General features: G+C 50.7%; 16 protein-coding genes. 2 read left to right on the forward strand and 14 right to left on the reverse strand.

What is annotated here, in order from left to right; all coding sequences use genetic code 11:
- Positions 1-265: 265 nt before the first annotated feature.
- Positions 266-1,078 carry a cytochrome C assembly family protein gene (locus ACTHSN_RS07415; RefSeq protein WP_049336876.1) on the reverse strand — a complete coding sequence of 271 codons (813 nt, stop codon included), beginning with the start codon at positions 1,076-1,078 and terminating at the stop codon, positions 266-268.
- A 181-nt stretch (positions 1,079-1,259) separates the two neighbouring features.
- Here ACTHSN_RS07415 and ffh point away from each other — a divergent pair, with 181 nt between their 5' ends.
- A complete protein-coding gene (gene ffh, locus ACTHSN_RS07420; protein ID WP_003684000.1) occupies positions 1,260-2,630 on the forward strand; it encodes a signal recognition particle protein in 1,371 nt (456 codons plus the stop codon).
- 166 nt (positions 2,631-2,796) lie between these two features.
- On the opposite strand, the gene ACTHSN_RS07425 is transcribed toward ffh, so the two are convergent.
- From ACTHSN_RS07425 to ACTHSN_RS07485, 13 genes are all read right to left on the reverse strand, one after another.
- A complete protein-coding gene (locus ACTHSN_RS07425; RefSeq protein WP_107810666.1) occupies positions 2,797-3,492 on the reverse strand; it encodes a thiol:disulfide interchange protein DsbA/DsbL in 696 nt (231 codons plus the stop codon).
- Between the two features lie 169 nt (positions 3,493-3,661).
- The gene (locus ACTHSN_RS07430; RefSeq protein ID WP_107811079.1) at positions 3,662-5,773 is read right to left on the reverse strand and encodes a TonB-dependent receptor; all 2,112 of its coding nucleotides are present in this window, start codon (positions 5,771-5,773) and stop codon (positions 3,662-3,664) included.
- A 166-nt stretch (positions 5,774-5,939) separates the two neighbouring features.
- On the reverse strand, positions 5,940-6,473 hold the full coding sequence (locus ACTHSN_RS07435) for an alpha/beta hydrolase (protein WP_107811078.1): 534 nt from the start codon (positions 6,471-6,473) through the stop codon (positions 5,940-5,942).
- Between the two features lie 10 nt (positions 6,474-6,483).
- A complete protein-coding gene (locus tag ACTHSN_RS07440; protein ID WP_003749424.1) occupies positions 6,484-6,828 on the reverse strand; it encodes a hypothetical protein in 345 nt (114 codons plus the stop codon).
- The gene (locus ACTHSN_RS07445) at positions 6,815-7,594 is read right to left on the reverse strand and encodes an exodeoxyribonuclease III (protein ID WP_003684015.1); all 780 of its coding nucleotides are present in this window, start codon (positions 7,592-7,594) and stop codon (positions 6,815-6,817) included. The genes ACTHSN_RS07440 and ACTHSN_RS07445 overlap by 14 nt, the downstream gene beginning before the upstream one ends.
- A gap of 44 nt (positions 7,595-7,638) precedes the next feature.
- The gene (gene argA, locus ACTHSN_RS07450; RefSeq protein ID WP_107811077.1) at positions 7,639-8,952 is read right to left on the reverse strand and encodes an amino-acid N-acetyltransferase; all 1,314 of its coding nucleotides are present in this window, start codon (positions 8,950-8,952) and stop codon (positions 7,639-7,641) included.
- Positions 8,949-9,344, reverse strand: coding sequence for an MJ0042-type zinc finger domain-containing protein (locus tag ACTHSN_RS07455; RefSeq protein ID WP_070461225.1), 396 nt, complete (start codon positions 9,342-9,344; stop codon positions 8,949-8,951). Before ACTHSN_RS07455 ends, argA begins: the two co-directional genes overlap by 4 nt.
- Positions 9,345-9,442: 98 nt before the next feature.
- The gene (gene pyrE / locus ACTHSN_RS07460; protein ID WP_003682682.1) at positions 9,443-10,084 is read right to left on the reverse strand and encodes an orotate phosphoribosyltransferase; all 642 of its coding nucleotides are present in this window, start codon (positions 10,082-10,084) and stop codon (positions 9,443-9,445) included.
- A 145-nt stretch (positions 10,085-10,229) separates the two neighbouring features.
- Positions 10,230-10,700 carry a 23S rRNA (pseudouridine(1915)-N(3))-methyltransferase RlmH gene (gene rlmH, locus ACTHSN_RS07465; RefSeq protein ID WP_036493712.1) on the reverse strand — a complete coding sequence of 157 codons (471 nt, stop codon included), beginning with the start codon at positions 10,698-10,700 and terminating at the stop codon, positions 10,230-10,232.
- Positions 10,701-10,862: 162 nt separating this feature from the next.
- Complete coding sequence (gene pyrH, locus ACTHSN_RS07470; RefSeq protein WP_003708812.1) at positions 10,863-11,582, reverse strand: UMP kinase; 720 nt, start codon at positions 11,580-11,582, stop codon at positions 10,863-10,865.
- 219 nt (positions 11,583-11,801) lie between these two features.
- On the reverse strand, positions 11,802-12,656 hold the full coding sequence (gene tsf / locus ACTHSN_RS07475) for a translation elongation factor Ts (protein ID WP_070461228.1): 855 nt from the start codon (positions 12,654-12,656) through the stop codon (positions 11,802-11,804).
- 123 nt (positions 12,657-12,779) lie between these two features.
- Positions 12,780-13,508, reverse strand: coding sequence for a 30S ribosomal protein S2 (rpsB, locus tag ACTHSN_RS07480; protein WP_002230071.1), 729 nt, complete (start codon positions 13,506-13,508; stop codon positions 12,780-12,782).
- Positions 13,509-13,685: 177 nt separating this feature from the next.
- Positions 13,686-13,928: a hypothetical protein gene (locus ACTHSN_RS07485; protein WP_440365234.1), complete on the reverse strand. Its 243-nt coding sequence runs from the start codon at positions 13,926-13,928 to the stop codon at positions 13,686-13,688.
- 78 nt (positions 13,929-14,006) lie between these two features.
- Between ACTHSN_RS07485 and ACTHSN_RS07490 the strand changes: the two genes are divergently transcribed.
- The gene (locus ACTHSN_RS07490) at positions 14,007-14,600 is read left to right on the forward strand and encodes a 5-formyltetrahydrofolate cyclo-ligase (RefSeq protein WP_440365235.1); all 594 of its coding nucleotides are present in this window, start codon (positions 14,007-14,009) and stop codon (positions 14,598-14,600) included.
- Positions 14,601-14,648: the final 48 nt, after the last annotated feature.

The following is a 14,648-nucleotide window of genomic DNA, read 5'->3' on the forward strand; positions in this document are numbered from 1 at the left end:
AAATTCTAACTAACTGTGTTATACTGTCTGCTTCGTTTTCTTCACCGCGTCAGCAGCGAAGAACCGAACTATACGCCCACCTACAAAACCAGTCAACACATTTCACAAAATTATTTTCTGAAATTTAATCACTTCCCTGTTTTAACAGGGTTTTTATTTCTAAAAAAATACTATCAAACTCCCACACTATCCATACATACAAAAAAATACAAACTAAAGGCCGTCTGAAATGCTCTTTCAGACGGCCTTTTTTTATGGTTTCTATTTATCCAATACGTTGAAGGACAATTTCTAGGACAAATTTACTGCCCACATAGGCAAAAATCAGACTGACAAATCCGACAATAGTCCAAACGGCGGCTTTCTTGCCGCGCCATGCGGTCATGCTGTGTTTCAACAATAATGCGCCATAAATCAGCCACGACATAATACTGAAGATGGTTTTATGCGTGAAGGTCATGGGTTTGCCGAAAATGGCTTCGGCAAAAAACGTCCCGCTGATAACTGAATAGGTCAATAAAACGAAACCTGCCCACATACCTTGGAACATAAGTTTTTCCAAACTCAATAATGGCGGCAAGAAGCTGACCAATGCGGAAAAACGGCGTTTGTGCAGATTGCGGTCGAGCAAAAGGATCAGGATGGCAAATAAGGTAACGATGCCAAACAATCCGTATGCGAGCAATGATGATGCAATGTGCGATAGCGGCAATAAGTCTACAATTTGACGACCTGTGAAATCTCCCGGGAAAAGGAAACCCAGCAATAAGGTCAATGCAGCACAGGGATACAATAAGAGTTGCACACCGCGCAGACAATAAAAGAAGCTGCCCAAGCAGTACATCATCAGCATCAGCCAGACTATCAGACTGAGCGAATAGCCAAAACCGGTAATCAATACCCTATCCTGCAATACTGGGAACATCAATGCTGCGCCATGTACCAATAATGCGCCGCTCAAAATCAGCAGCTCGGTTTTCAGCGGGTAAGACTTATTATTGTGCTTTTTATGTTGCAACCAGGAAAATGCGCCCAATCCGGCATACACCAGCATAAGGCAGATTAAGACAATCGGCATAAATATCTTTCTCAATAGACATGTGAACACTTGACAGACACCCGGCAGGGTTTCAGACGGCCTTGGTGTCGTGTTTGTGTTCTTGAAGCATAACTTCGGACTATCGTGTAAAATAATCCGAATTTTATTTTAACAAAGAATGCCCTGTATTGGGCAGCTATTCTCATTATCAAGGATAAGTATGTTAGACAACCTGACCAACCGCTTCAGCAAGGTACTTAAAAATATTCGCGGCCAATCAACGCTGACCGAAGACAATATTAAAGAAGCCTTGCGCGAGGTTCGTCTTGCCCTGCTGGAAGCCGACGTTGCATTGCCCGTCGTTAAAGAATTCGTCAACACAGTCAAAGAACAGGCCCTTGGCCAAGAAGTCGTCGGCAGCCTGACGCCTGACCAAGCCTTTATTGGTGTGGTTAACCAAGCCTTAGTCGAATTGATGGGCAAGGAAAACAAAACGCTGGATTTGTCGGTTTCACCGCCTGCCATTGTTTTAATGGCCGGTTTGCAGGGTGCCGGTAAGACAACAACCGTCGGCAAACTCGCCCGCCTGCTGAAAAACGATCAGAAGAAAAAAGTCTTAGTGGTATCTGCCGACGTTTACCGCCCTGCCGCGATTGAACAGCTGCGTCTGTTGGCCGAACAGGTCGGCGTGGACTTTTTCCCATCCGATACCAACCAAAAACCGGTTGAGATTGCAACTGCCGCCGTCGATTACGCCAAAAAACATTTTTACGATGTCTTGATGGTCGATACCGCCGGCCGCCTGGCAATCGATGAAGAAATGATGAACGAAATCAAAGCGCTTCATGCTGCGGTTAACCCGGTTGAAACTTTGTTCGTCATCGATGCCATGTTAGGTCAGGATGCTGTGAACACTGCTCAGGCATTTAATGAAGCCCTGCCGCTGACCGGTGTCGTATTGACCAAGATGGACGGCGACTCGCGCGGCGGTGCGGCATTGTCCGTACGCCATGTAACCGGCAAACCGATTAAATTTATCGGTGTCGGCGAGAAAATCAACGGCCTCGAACCTTTCCACCCCGACCGTCTTGCCAGCCGTATCCTCGGCATGGGCGACGTATTGACCCTGATTGAAGACGTTCAAAAAGGTATTGATGAAGAAGCCGCCGCCAAAATGGCAAAAAAGCTGCAAAAAGGCAAAGGCTTCGACCTCAATGACTTTAAAGAACAAATCCAACAGATGCGCAATATGGGCGGCTTGGAAAACCTGATGTCGAAAATGCCGGGCGAACTGGGTCAAATATCGAAACAAATCCCCGAAGGCACGGCCGAAAAAGCGATGGGCAAAGTAGAAGCCATCATCAACTCAATGACTCCAAAAGAACGCGCCAACCCTGCCCTGCTCAAAGCCAGCCGCAAACGCCGTATTGCAATGGGTGCAGGCACGACCGTGCAGGAAGTGAACAAATTGCTCAAACAGTTTGAACAAATGCAACAAATGATGAAGATGTTCAGCGGCAACGGCTTGGGCAAACTGATGCGCTTGGCCAAAGGCATGAAGGGAATGAAAGGCATGTTCCCAGGTTTGTAAGCCGATTTGACAGAAAACGCCGTCTGAAAAGTTTCAGACGGCGTTTTGGTTTTGTATTCAGATTTAAAATCATGAGACCTTAAGCAACCATTTCTTCTATAACATCTAATATAAAAGGCCGTCTGAAATCTATTTTCAGACGGCCTTTATTCATTCAGCCTTCAACTTATTGTGGCTTTTTCTGCTCTTCGCGTACTTTGTCCACCAACTGGTCAATCGTAGTCATGCCAGACTGCCAGTCTTTAAATTCAACTTGGTATTTGCCGCCGACGATAACGGTCGGTGTGCCGCTGATTTGGAATTTATTGGTCAATTCTTCCATTTGAGCCGCACGCGCTTGGCTTTCAGGCGCTTCAAATGCAGCCAATACTTTTTTGCCGTCAAACGCGGTTTGCTCAGACAACCATTTTTTCAGGGTATCGGTATCGGCCAGATTGATTTTTTGGTTAACCATCGCATCGAAAATATGGCTGTTGGCTTTATCTGATTCACCGGCCATTTCCACTGCGGCAGCCAAACGTGCCAAAGGTTTCATTTCATCACCCCAAACGACATGCTCCCGGCGCATATAGGTATCATCTTTAAACGTTTTGATGTGTTCGCTCAAAACCGGCTCCAAATGGGCGCAATGCGGGCAGAAGTAGCCGAAGAATTCCAATACTTCGATTTTGCCGGCCTGCTGTTGCGGAATCGGGTTAGACAAGACGGTGTAATTGACACCTTCGGTCAATGCGGCAGGGGCTGCCGGAGCGGATGCACTGCTTTGGGCGCTGTCTGCCGGAACGCTGGTTTCCACCTGTTTGCCGCAAGCGGCCAATGCCAACAGGGTCAATGAAGTCAAGGCTAAGGTTTTCAGTTTCATAGGTATCTCTTTACATTCAAATCAATGGGCGGATTTTATGGCATTTTGTTGGAGGTGTGTTCGATTTGAGTGAAAAAATGTGTTTAGTTTTATTTCAACCTTTATAAAGGCCGTCTGAAATATGGCTTAGATCATAGCCTTATTTTCAGACGGCCTTTGCCTGATTTCATCAGAAACGGTAATTTACCCGGGCGGTATAGCCGCGCGGATTACCCGGCATGGCGTCCGAACGCCAATATTTTTGATTGAGCAGATTGGCTGCGGCAAAGGTAACGTTGACGTTTTTATGGTTCCAGCCGAGCATGGCATCAACTCGGGCAAAGCCGGGAAGCGTGGTCACTTCTTTGTTTCTTGAATCGTAGCCGTAGCGTTTGCCCGTACCGGTTACGCCGATTTCGCCGTAGAGGTTTTCGGTCGGCGTGTAACGGAAGAACAGGTTGCCGGTAACGTTGCTGGTGTTGTCCAAATGGATGCCCACTCGGTCGGGATTTTCTTTGTCTTCAACGACTTTCGCCTGCATCACGCCCAACGAGCCGCGCAGGTAGAGTTTTTTGGGGATGATTTGTCCGATGGCTGACAGCTCCACGCCGCGCGAACGGTGTTTGCCGCCAACGGCCCAAGTGTAGGGATCATTTTGCGCGTCGGGACGGTAGCGGATATTGAAGCGTTCGATTTGGTAGGCGGACAATGTGGTGCTGAGGCGGTCGTCCAACCAACTGCTTTTGACGCCGGTTTCGTATTGGCGGGTGTACTCGGGGTCGGCGTTGAACACGGCGGAAGACGAAGTGTCGATGCTCAAATAGCCACTGCGTCCGCCATAAGGTGCAAAGCCTTTGTTATATGAGGCGTAGAGTGTGTGGGCAGGCGTTACGTTCCACACTGCACCGATATTGGGGCTTAATGAGTGGCCGCTGTACTGGCGACTGCTGCCGGTAAGTTTGTTTTCAGAATTAAAGGTGTATTTGTCGTAACGGCCGCCGAGGACGAATTTCAAATCGGGCGTGGCAGAGAAGATGTTTTGCACGAAGATGCCGTAGGAATCGGCTTTGTGGCGGTTTTGGGTGAGGACGGGTTGCAGCCTGCCCGAAGCCGGCCAGCTTGCGCGGTCGTAGGGGTCGATGGAGGCGGAAAAGGCGCGGCTGTAACCCAATGTCGGGTTGCGGTGTTCGCGGCTGTAGTCCATGCCTACGGTCAGGTGGTTTTCAAAACGCCCGATGTTGTAGTCGCCGTTGAGTGTGAAGTTGGACGACAGGGTTTTGTTGTCGGTCTGCTGCCAGGCGTAGTTGCGCTTGATTAGGCTGCCGTTTTCGCTGCCTGCATAGAAATGGTCGAAATCCTGCGCCGCCGTGCGGTGGGCGAGCTGCCATTGGGCGCGCCATTTGTCGTTGAAGGCGTATTCAAGGTCGGAACGCCAAACTTGCAGCTTGTCTTTGACAAAATCGTTCGGGTGGGCGAAACCCATGCGGTAAGGCAGTCCGAAACGGTCGTACACGGACTTGGTCGGACTGCGGTCGGGCGTGCGCTCCACATTGTCGTAGGTGTATTGCCCCGTCCACTTCAAGCCGTTGTCGAGTTTGACGGTAATGCTGGGCGAAACCATGACGTTTTTGCTGTCTATGCCGCTGCGGAACGAATTGGCGCGCCCGACTTCGCCGGTGAGGCGGATGGCGACGTTTTTGTTCAGCACTTCGTTGATGTCCATATTCAGGCTGCGGTTTGCCCACGAGCCGTAAACCGCACCGACGTTGCGGCTTTGTTTAAAGTTGGCGTATTTGCTGACCATATTGATGACGCCGCCGCCGTTGGTGCGGCCGTAAAGGACGGAAGACGGGCCTTTCAGGATTTCCACGCGCTCGATGTTGGCGGTACTGCGGCGGACCTGCCCGCTTTCGCGCACGCCGTCACGGTAAATATCGGATGCGTCGGCTTGAAAACCGCGCAGGAAAATGCTTTCGCCGCGCATATCATAGGCAGCGTCGATGCCGGCATTGCCTTCGAGGATGGAACTCAAATCGTTCGTGCCGTAGTTTTTGTTTTTCTGGATATTGAGCGTATCGACGGTTTGCGGCGTTTCTTTGATGAGCTGGCCGTTGCGGGTAACGGCGGCTTCGTCGTAGTTGATGTAGCCTTTGAGTACGCTGGTGTCGGACTGCCCAACCACGGAAACGGTGGGCAGCGTGGCGGTGTAATGTTCACCATTATCCTGCGTATCGGCGGCAGCAACAGGGAAGGAAGCGATAATCAGCGTGGGTAATAAAGCCAAATGAAATGGTATTTGCATTTTTATACTCAATTTAACGAAACAACCGAATTATATTGCTTCATAAAAGAAATGAGAATAGTTTCTTTTAATTATATTTAACATGATATTTGTAAACAAAGGCCGTCTGAAACACATATCGGTTTCAGACGGCCTTCGTTTATTAATATTAATAGATACTGCTACACTACTTACTCAACAGCATTTCCTGCATCAGCTTCATGCCCCATTGCCAGCCGCTGAGCGCGCCGTTTAACCGGCCGGAATGCGGCGATTGAAGCAGGCGCGCCTGCCAGCGGTCGGCCTGTTCTTGCGCCCAATCGCGTGGCGTGCCGTTTGTTTCGGCGATGACCAACGCTGTACGGCAAGGGCAGCGGACACGCTGGAACGTATGGATTTCGTCTTCGGGAAAAGCTTCGGGACGCGGCGAGACCAAAATAATATTGGTCAGGCGTTTTTGCGTCATGATGTCGGCTTGGTACAGCCATGCCAAAAATGCAGACACACCGACACCATGAGCCACGACGGCAATATTTCTGCTGACGATATGCTCAAAGGCCGTCCGAATGGCGTGTTGCCATTCGGAAACGGTTTGCCGACCATCGGCTTCGGCGGTTTGAACAATCGGATAGCTGACCGCCCAGCGGTCTATCCACATTTCCGCTTCATCCGCATCGCGTATCAGAAACAATGCCATTTCTTCGAGTTCGAAGCTCTGCATTTCAGACGGCCTATTTGAGCAAGTCGTTGAGTGTAAATGCAATAAGCAATGCGGCTGGCACGCTGAGGATGGCACAAGTCGCCAGACAAAGTACGATGTTGGCAATCAGCCGCCAGCCCTTCCAAGCAAAGCACTTGGCCGCAATTAGTAGGCAAGGAAGGGAAAACAGCAGCCATACCAACGCCCAAGTCGGATTGGCCTTAGTCGGCGCAACCCAGCCGGACATCCGCGCCAGCATAAATATTGCCCACACCAGCATGGGCAGCACAAATGCCGCCACAACCCAAACCGCACCTACGCCGGTTTTACTGTTTATATTCCAGTCGTACTTACCAAAAAACTTATTCGGCAACATAGTCATACTCCACAACTAAAGGGGCGTGATCCGAGAATTTTTCGTCTTTATAAACATGTGCGGAAACGGCTTTGGCGGCCAACTCCGGCGTAACCATCTGATAATCGATACGCCACCCGACATCTTTCGCATACGCTTGTCCGCGGTTGCTCCACCAGGTATAGCCCGGTACATCGGGATAAAGTGTGCGCCACATATCCGTCCAACCGAGTTTGTGGATGACTTTGCCTATCCATTCGCGCTCTTCAGGCAAGAAGCCCGAATTTTTCTGATTGCCCTTCCAGTTTTTCAAGTCGATGTTTTGGTGGGCAATATTCCAGTCGCCGCAGACGACGATGTCGCGTCCTTCGTTTTTCATGGCTTCGAGCATGGGATAGAACGCGTCCAAAAAGCGGTATTTCACTTGTTGGCGCTCTTCCGCGCTGCTGCCGCTGGGAAGATACAGCGAAATTACCGACAACTTGCCGAAGTCGCAACGGACAAAACGGCCTTCCCTGTCAAATTCTTCAATGCCCATGCCGATTTGCACATTATCGGGTTTGCGTTTGCTGTACACCGCCACGCCGCTGTAACCGCGCTTTTCGGCGCAATGCCAGTAGCCGTGCATACCGTGCGGATTTTTCATATCGTCTGACAGGTCGGCCTCTTGAGCTTTCAGTTCCTGCACGCAGACGATGTCGGCACCGGAAGCGGCGATGTATTCATAAAAACCTTTTTTATAGGCGGAGCGGATGCCGTTGACGTTGGCAGAGATGATTTTCAACATAAGATTTGAGTAATTTTTAAAAACGGATAATAGGATTGAGGTTTTCAGACGGACTGCAAGTCATAAACAAATACTTTGGAATTGCGGCCGTTGGCATTGTATTCCTGCCGGCGTTCGGCAGGCAGGTCATCGGCTGAGGCCGTCTGAAAGCCCCGTTCGACAAACCATTCGCCCGTGTGCGTGGATAAGGCGAAGAGCGTTTTAATATTTAAGGCGCGTGCTTTTTGAAACAGATGTTCCAACAGCAATTCGCCGTAGCCGCCATCGCGCGCTTCGGGCGACACCACCAGGCAGGCCAATTCGCCGCAGTCCGGTTCGGAAAAGGTTTTCAGCGCCACGCAGCCGTAAATGTTTTGATCGTGTTCCAATACGGAAAAACTGGAAATATGGTTTTCCAAATACTCGCGGCTGCGGTGTAACAAGATGCCTTGTTCCGCCAACGGACGGATTAAGGCGATGATGTGCGGAATGTCGTCGCTGCGTGCCTGACGGATGGAAACAAACGGCTCACGGGCAATCGAGGTACCGCTGCCCTCACGGGTAAACAGCTCGCGCAGCAGGCTGCCGTCTTCACGGCCGTTGAGAATCTGCACCCGCGATACGCCGTTTTCCAACGCGCCTACCGCCGCATGGAGTAAATCGGCAGGTGCATCCGGATTGTCACGTATCAGCTCCTGCACTTCGCCGACAGACAAAGTATTGGCCAACGAGCCGTCGGCACGACGGATACCGGCTTCTTCGGTCAAGAAAACCAGTTTCTCCGCCTGCAAAGCCATGGCCACTTCCTGAGCGGTTTCGCACATACTCAGGTTGAAGGTTTTGCCGCTGTACGAATGTCCCAAAGGGCTGATAAGCACCACCGCGCCGCTATCCAAACGCAAACGGATTTCTTCTGCGTCGATTTTGCGGACGGTACCGGTATAGCCCATGTCCACGCCGTCGATAACGCCCAACGGACGAGCGGTAATAAAGTTGCCGCACGCGATAACCGGCGGCTTGCTCCGTTGTTGTGCAGATACACTGCTGAACAAGGCGGCTTCCACATCGCTGCGGATAATTCCCGCCACTTGCTTCACTTCCATCAAAGTCGCTTCATCGGTAATCCGTCGACTGCCGCTGTATTTCGGAACAAAATTCCGACCCGAAGCCAATTTATCAAGCAAATGCCGCGAACCGTGCACCAAGACCAAACGCAAGCCCAAGCTGGCCAACAGATTCAAATCTGCGGCCAAACGAATCAAGGTTTCGCCTTCCAACAGGCTGTCGGTCACGCCGACCACCATGGTTTTGCCGCGCAAATATTGGATATAGGGCGCGGCCTCACGAAAGCTGGCGACAAAATGGGCGATGGTACTCATAGCAGGGCAAGATAAAAGAGTTGCATAATCAAAACCGTCAGCGCAATCAGCGATGCCAACGTCCAGTTGAAACCGTCCTTGCGCGTTTTGACCGCCGCCTGCTCTTCCGCCTTAGGCTCTTCCTTAAGCGCACTGTTGAGCAAATCGGAAATTTCTTTGCGCGAGAGTTTGGAATGCTTGAGGATTTGCGCGCCGATGTTATGCACGAGGCGCACATCCGTTACCGCCACAGGCAGATGGACCGGATCGGCCGGCAGGTTGCCCGACAGATAATCCTTGGCCTTAAACATCCCCGAACAACGCGTGCAGACCACGAAACCCTGCGCCACGTTCAACTGGGCATCTTTCACCCAATGCGGTGTTTTACAATGAGGACAAGAACAAGCAGGCATGAGTATTTCCGTAAGTGTATTGAATCAAAAATATATTTTAGCCAATGCTTCAGGCCGTCTGAAAACTGTTTCAGACGACCTGAGCATGATGTTATGGTTTAAACCGCGCCGTAACGTTCGCGATAGGCTTTGACCGGCTCGAAGAAGCCGCCAAATTCGGCATTGTTTTGCAAGAGCGTGAACAAGTCGTTCAGGTTGGCAATCGAAACCACCGGCAGGCCGTATTGTTTTTCGACTTCCTGCACCGCCGACAATTCGCCCGTACCTTTTTCCATGCGGTCGAGCGCAATGGCCACTGCGGCAGGCGTTGCGCCTTCGGCCTCAATCAGTTTGACCGACTCGCGCACGGATGTACCAGCGGAAATCACATCATCGATAATCAGCACGCGGCCTTTCAAAGGCGCGCCCACCAACACACCCCCCTCGCCGTGGTCTTTGGCTTCTTTGCGGTTGTAGGCAAACGGTACGTTTACGCCTTTTTCCGCCAACATCATCGCTGTTGCCGCCGCCAAAATAATGCCTTTATAGGCCGGGCCGAACAGCATATCGAACTTCACGCCGCTGGCAATAATGGCTTCGGCGTAAAACTTCGCCAGCTGCAAAGTCGATGCGCCGTCATTAAACAAACCGGCATTGAAAAAATAAGGCGACTGACGGCCGGCCTTAGTTGTAAATTCGCCGAATTTCAACACGTTTTGTGCCAAAGCGAATTTGAGGAAGTCTTGACGGAAATCGGACATTTGGGTTCTCCCGAAAGATGTTGATTTATCAAAGAAACGATTATAAAGGATTCATGCGGAAAAATCAGGCCGTCTGAAAACAGGTTCAACCCCGCTTTTAACCGATAAGGCGGCATTACCGTCTTATCCCAGCAATCAAAACAGATTATTCCCGATGATACGGATGGTTGTGCAAAATCGAAACGGCGCGATAAAGCTGCTCGGTCAGCAAAACGCGCACCATGCCGTGCGGCAAGGTCAGGCTGGAAAGGCGCATCATCATGTTTGCCTGCTGTTTCAAACGGTCGGTCATGCCGTCTGCGCCGCCGATAATAAAGCAGACGTGTTCGCCATTTTGCTGCCAGCTTTTCAAATGTTGTGCCAATTCGACCGAAGTCGGCGCTTTGCCGCGCTCGTCCAATACCACCAAAAACGCGCCCTGCGGTATGGCTTCCAGCAGGCGTTTTTCTTCAGCCGCCATACCCTGAGCCGCATTCACACCCGCGCCTCGTTTTTCCGGCTTGATTTCTTTCAGCGCATAATTGACATCGCGCCCGAAGCGTTTGGCGTACTCGCCGACGGCCTCATCGACCCAACGCGGCATTTTCGTGCCGACAGCCAAGACGGTGATATTCATGGGATATCCTTTTGTTGTCGAATTGTCGGTTGGGCATTATGGTCAAGCAGGTTCTTAACCTTTTCAACCCATGAACCAATACCCGCGCAACCAACTGAAAATAAAAGGCCGTCTGAAAGCCGAATGTATCCCGTTCGGCTGTTTCAGACGGCCTTTCAATGATTAGCAGTGAACCAGTGTACCCTCGTTTTCGCCGGTTACCACGCGTTTGAGCGAGCCTTCTTTAGCAATGCCGAATACTACAATATTGAGCTTGCGTTCGCGGCAGAGGGCGAAAGCGGTGGCGTCCATCACTTTGAGGTTTTTCAACAAGGCTTCATCAAAAGTAATGGTTTCGTAGCGTGTTGCAGATGGGTCTTTTTTCGGGTCTGCGGTGTACACGCCGTCAACGTTGGTCGCTTTGAGCATCACGTCGCAGTTCATTTCCGCACCGCGCAATGCGGCGGCAGTGTCGGTCGTGAAGAATGGGTTACCGGTACCGGCGGCGAAAATCACGACTTTGCCTTCTTCCAAATATTGAATGGCTTTAGGACGGGCGTAAGTTTCAGCGATTTGCTGCATAGACAGTGCGGATTGTACGCGCGCTTTGATGCCCAAGGTTTCAAATGCATCTTTGAGTGCCAACGCGTTCATGACGGTTGCCATCATGCCCATGTAGTCGGCAGTGGCGCGGTCCATGCTACCCGCTTGTGCAGATACGCCGCGGAAAATGTTACCGCCGCCGACAACGATACCGACTTGCACGCCCATTCTCACGATTTCGGCAATTTCGCCGACGGTTTGAACGATGGTATCGTGATTGATGCCGAATGGATCAGAGCCCATCAGGGATTCGCCGGAGAGTTTCAGTAATACGCGTTTGTATTTGATTTGCTGTGTCATGGGATACCTTGCTTTCTTGAATGTCGTCGGTCGGAGTTCGGGCCGTCTGAATTTTCAAACGGTCGGAATATTAATGATAGGGTGTGTCGGTTTATTATTGTTTTGTTTTCAGACGGCCTTTATATTCGGTCGTCTTAAAATAGGTACCGTAAACGGTTTTCTCAAAAAAAAGCACCCTGATTCGTTTGGAATCTAGGTGCTTTCTTTTTCATAAGTGCCTTACACTTTAGCAGCGGCAGCAACTTCGGCTGCGTAGTCAACAACGGCTTTCTCGATACCGTCGCCTACTTTGTAGCGTACGAAGCTAACCACTTCAGTGCCGTTTTCTTTAGCGAATTGGGCAACAGTTTGGTCAGGGTTCATCACGAACGCTTGGCCGTTCAGAGTGATTTCAGCCAAGAATTTGCGGATACGGCCTTCAACCATTTTAGCGGCGATGTCGGCAGGTTTGCCGGAAGCGATAGCTTGTTCAGTGTAGATGTGGCGTTCTTTTTCAACGGTTTCAGCATCTACTTCGGCTTCGCTTACGCATTGTGGTTTAGCGGCAACGATGTGCATACCGATTTTGCGTGCTACGTCTTCAGAGCCTTTGTACTCAACCAATACGCCTTCAGTAGCCAAAGCACCGTGGATGTAGGCAACCAGTTGGTTGGCAGTGTCGATCACTTGGAAGCGGCGAACAGACATGTTCTCGCCCAATTTAGCGATGATGGCTTTACGTTCTACTTCAACCAGTTCGCTCAGTTCTTCAACAGAAGCCGGTTTTTTCTCGGCAGCAGTTTTAGCAACGAAGTTGGCAAATTCTACGAAGCCGGCGTCTTTAGCAACGAAGTCGGTTTCGCAGTTTACTTCAACCAATGCGCCGACATTGCCGTTGATTGCATAAGCCAATACGCCTTCGGCAGCAGTACGGCCAGCCAGTTTACCGGCTTTCGCACCAGATTTAATACGCAGGATTTCTTCGGCTTTGTCGAAGTTGCCTTCAGCTTCAACCAAGGCTTTTTTGCATTCCATCATGCCCAGGCCGGTAGCGGCGCGCAGGTCGGCAACCATTTTTGCAGTAATTTCTGCCATTTTGAATCTCCTAGATTTTTGGGAACACGGCCATTGCCGTGTTTGGAAATAGTGGCCGTCTGAAACGGATTTCAGAACGGGATTTGAGAAAAGGGGCATAACGCCCCTCTTCTGTGTACCGAATTACTCGGCAGCAGCTTCTTGGGCAGCGGCTACAGTTTCTTGCAGCGCTTGGTTTTTGCCTTCCAAAACTGCGTCAGCGATGCCGCGGCAGTACAGGCGGATAGCTTTAGCGGAGTCATCGTTACCAGGGATAACGTATTTCACGCCGTCAGGGCTGTTGTTGGTATCGACTACAGCGATAACAGGGATGCCCAGTTTTTCAGCCTCAACCAGAGTACCTTTTTGGTAGCCGGTATCGATAACGAAAATCGCGTCAGGCAGGCCTTTCATGTTTTTGATACCGCCCAAAGAACGTTCCAGTTTTTCAACGTCGCGTTGCATTTCCAGAATTTCTTTTTTGTTGAAACCGCCTTCAGCAGCGTTTTCCAGGGCAGCAGTTTTTTCTTCCAGGCGTTTGATGGATTGCTTAACGGTTTTGTAGTTAGTCAGCATACCACCCAACCAGCGGTAATCAACGAAAGGCATACCGGCACGGGTAGCTTCTTCGCGGATGATGTCGCGGGCTTGGCGTTTGGTACCTACGAACAATACTGTACCTTTGTTGGCAACCAGACGACGTACGGCTTCTTGCGCCTCTTGGAACATCGGCAGGGTTTTTTCCAAGTTTACGATATGGATTTTGTTGCGCGCACCGAAAATGTATTGAGCCATTTTCGGGTTCCAGAAACGGGTTTGGTGACCGAAGTGAACACCGGCTTCAATCATCTGACGCATAGTAATTTGAGACATGTTATTTCCTTGAAAGGGTTAAAGAGCACACATTCAATCGCATAGAACTTGATAGGCGGCGCCTATTGTCAAGCACCCTTCGGCGAAAGTGGGCATAAGTTTTAAAAAATAAAAGAGTGTTTCCGAAATGGAAAACTGACGGATTATAGCGGATAAGAGGCCGTCTGAAAAGGGATTTTATACCTTTCCGTCCTGTTTTTCATCCGCCTGTACCGCCTTTTGGCGAGCCGCTTCAAACTCCGCCTGCTCCTGCCGTTTCATCAGGCGGTTGCGGCGGCGGATGGTCATGACGAAGACCGTGAACACAGTGGGCAACACTGCCCAAAAAAACAAATAAATCAACGCGCGCGCAATACTCGGCTGCGCGGCGGAAAACATCACGGCAACAAAAAGATAGCCGATGGCGACAATATGCCACATCGTGTGCGTCCTGTTTGAATGTTAACAAAATCGTTATAATCGCAACATTCTACCGCAATCCCGAAAGGCCGTCTGAAAATGAGGAATCCCGAAAAATCGGCATTACGCAAACAGTTCCGCCGCGCACGCGCCCAAATGAGCGCAGACGAGCGAAACGCCGCCACCGAAACCATCAACCGCCTGCTCAAGCCCTACATCAAAAAAGGACGGAAAATCGGCGTGTATTGGCCGATGGGCAAGGAATTGCGATTGGACGGCTTTGTCCGTGCCGCACAAAAACGCGGCGCAAAACTCTACCTGCCCTATATCGAACCGAACACACGGCGGATGTGGTTCACCCCCTACCCTGCCGACGACACCAAACAAGAACGCAAACGCGGCCGCGCCAAATTGCATGTCCCCCAATTCACCGGCAAGAAAATCCGCGTCCACCAACTCAGCCTATTGCTGGTCCCCATCGTCGGCATCGACAAACGCGGCTACCGCCTCGGACAGGCCGGCGGCTATTACGATGCCACCCTCTCCGCCACGAAATACCGCCTGCAAACCCAAACCCTGGGCGTAGGCTTCGGCTGCCAACTGACCGACACACTGCCGACCGAACCCCACGACATCCCCCTAAACGGCTTTGCCTCCGAGCTTGGCGTATTGAAATTCAGACGGCATCGATAGGAAAATTATCGGTTTATTGAAATGATTAAAGGCCGTCTGAAAACTTGT

The organism is Neisseria sp. P0009.S010 (assembly GCF_051958545.1).
Lineage (GTDB): Bacteria > Pseudomonadota > Gammaproteobacteria > Burkholderiales > Neisseriaceae > Neisseria > Neisseria subflava_A.

Coding starts and splice junctions, on each gene's coding strand:
- argA (WP_107811077.1), bottom strand. CDS start 8,952: ATGAGTACCATCGCCCATTTTGTCGCCAGCTTTCGTGAGGCCGCGCCC.
- pyrE (WP_003682682.1), bottom strand. CDS start 10,084: ATGTCCGATTTCCGTCAAGACTTCCTCAAATTCGCTTTGGCACAAAAC.
- tsf (WP_070461228.1), bottom strand. CDS start 12,656: ATGGCAGAAATTACTGCAAAAATGGTTGCCGACCTGCGCGCCGCTACC.
- ACTHSN_RS07485 (WP_440365234.1), bottom strand. CDS start 13,928: ATGTGGCATATTGTCGCCATCGGCTATCTTTTTGTTGCCGTGATGTTT.
- ACTHSN_RS07490 (WP_440365235.1), top strand. CDS start 14,007: ATGAGGAATCCCGAAAAATCGGCATTACGCAAACAGTTCCGCCGCGCA.
- ffh (WP_003684000.1), top strand. CDS start 1,260: ATGTTAGACAACCTGACCAACCGCTTCAGCAAGGTACTTAAAAATATT.
- ACTHSN_RS07455 (WP_070461225.1), bottom strand. CDS start 9,344: ATGCCTGCTTGTTCTTGTCCTCATTGTAAAACACCGCATTGGGTGAAA.
- rlmH (WP_036493712.1), bottom strand. CDS start 10,700: ATGAATATCACCGTCTTGGCTGTCGGCACGAAAATGCCGCGTTGGGTC.
- ACTHSN_RS07440 (WP_003749424.1), bottom strand. CDS start 6,828: ATGTTGCCGAATAAGTTTTTTGGTAAGTACGACTGGAATATAAACAGT.
- ACTHSN_RS07430 (WP_107811079.1), bottom strand. CDS start 5,773: ATGCAAATACCATTTCATTTGGCTTTATTACCCACGCTGATTATCGCT.
- ACTHSN_RS07415 (WP_049336876.1), bottom strand. CDS start 1,078: ATGCCGATTGTCTTAATCTGCCTTATGCTGGTGTATGCCGGATTGGGC.
- ACTHSN_RS07425 (WP_107810666.1), bottom strand. CDS start 3,492: ATGAAACTGAAAACCTTAGCCTTGACTTCATTGACCCTGTTGGCATTG.
- rpsB (WP_002230071.1), bottom strand. CDS start 13,508: ATGTCTCAAATTACTATGCGTCAGATGATTGAAGCCGGTGTTCACTTC.
- pyrH (WP_003708812.1), bottom strand. CDS start 11,582: ATGACACAGCAAATCAAATACAAACGCGTATTACTGAAACTCTCCGGC.
- ACTHSN_RS07445 (WP_003684015.1), bottom strand. CDS start 7,594: ATGTTGAAAATCATCTCTGCCAACGTCAACGGCATCCGCTCCGCCTAT.
- ACTHSN_RS07435 (WP_107811078.1), bottom strand. CDS start 6,473: ATGCAGAGCTTCGAACTCGAAGAAATGGCATTGTTTCTGATACGCGAT.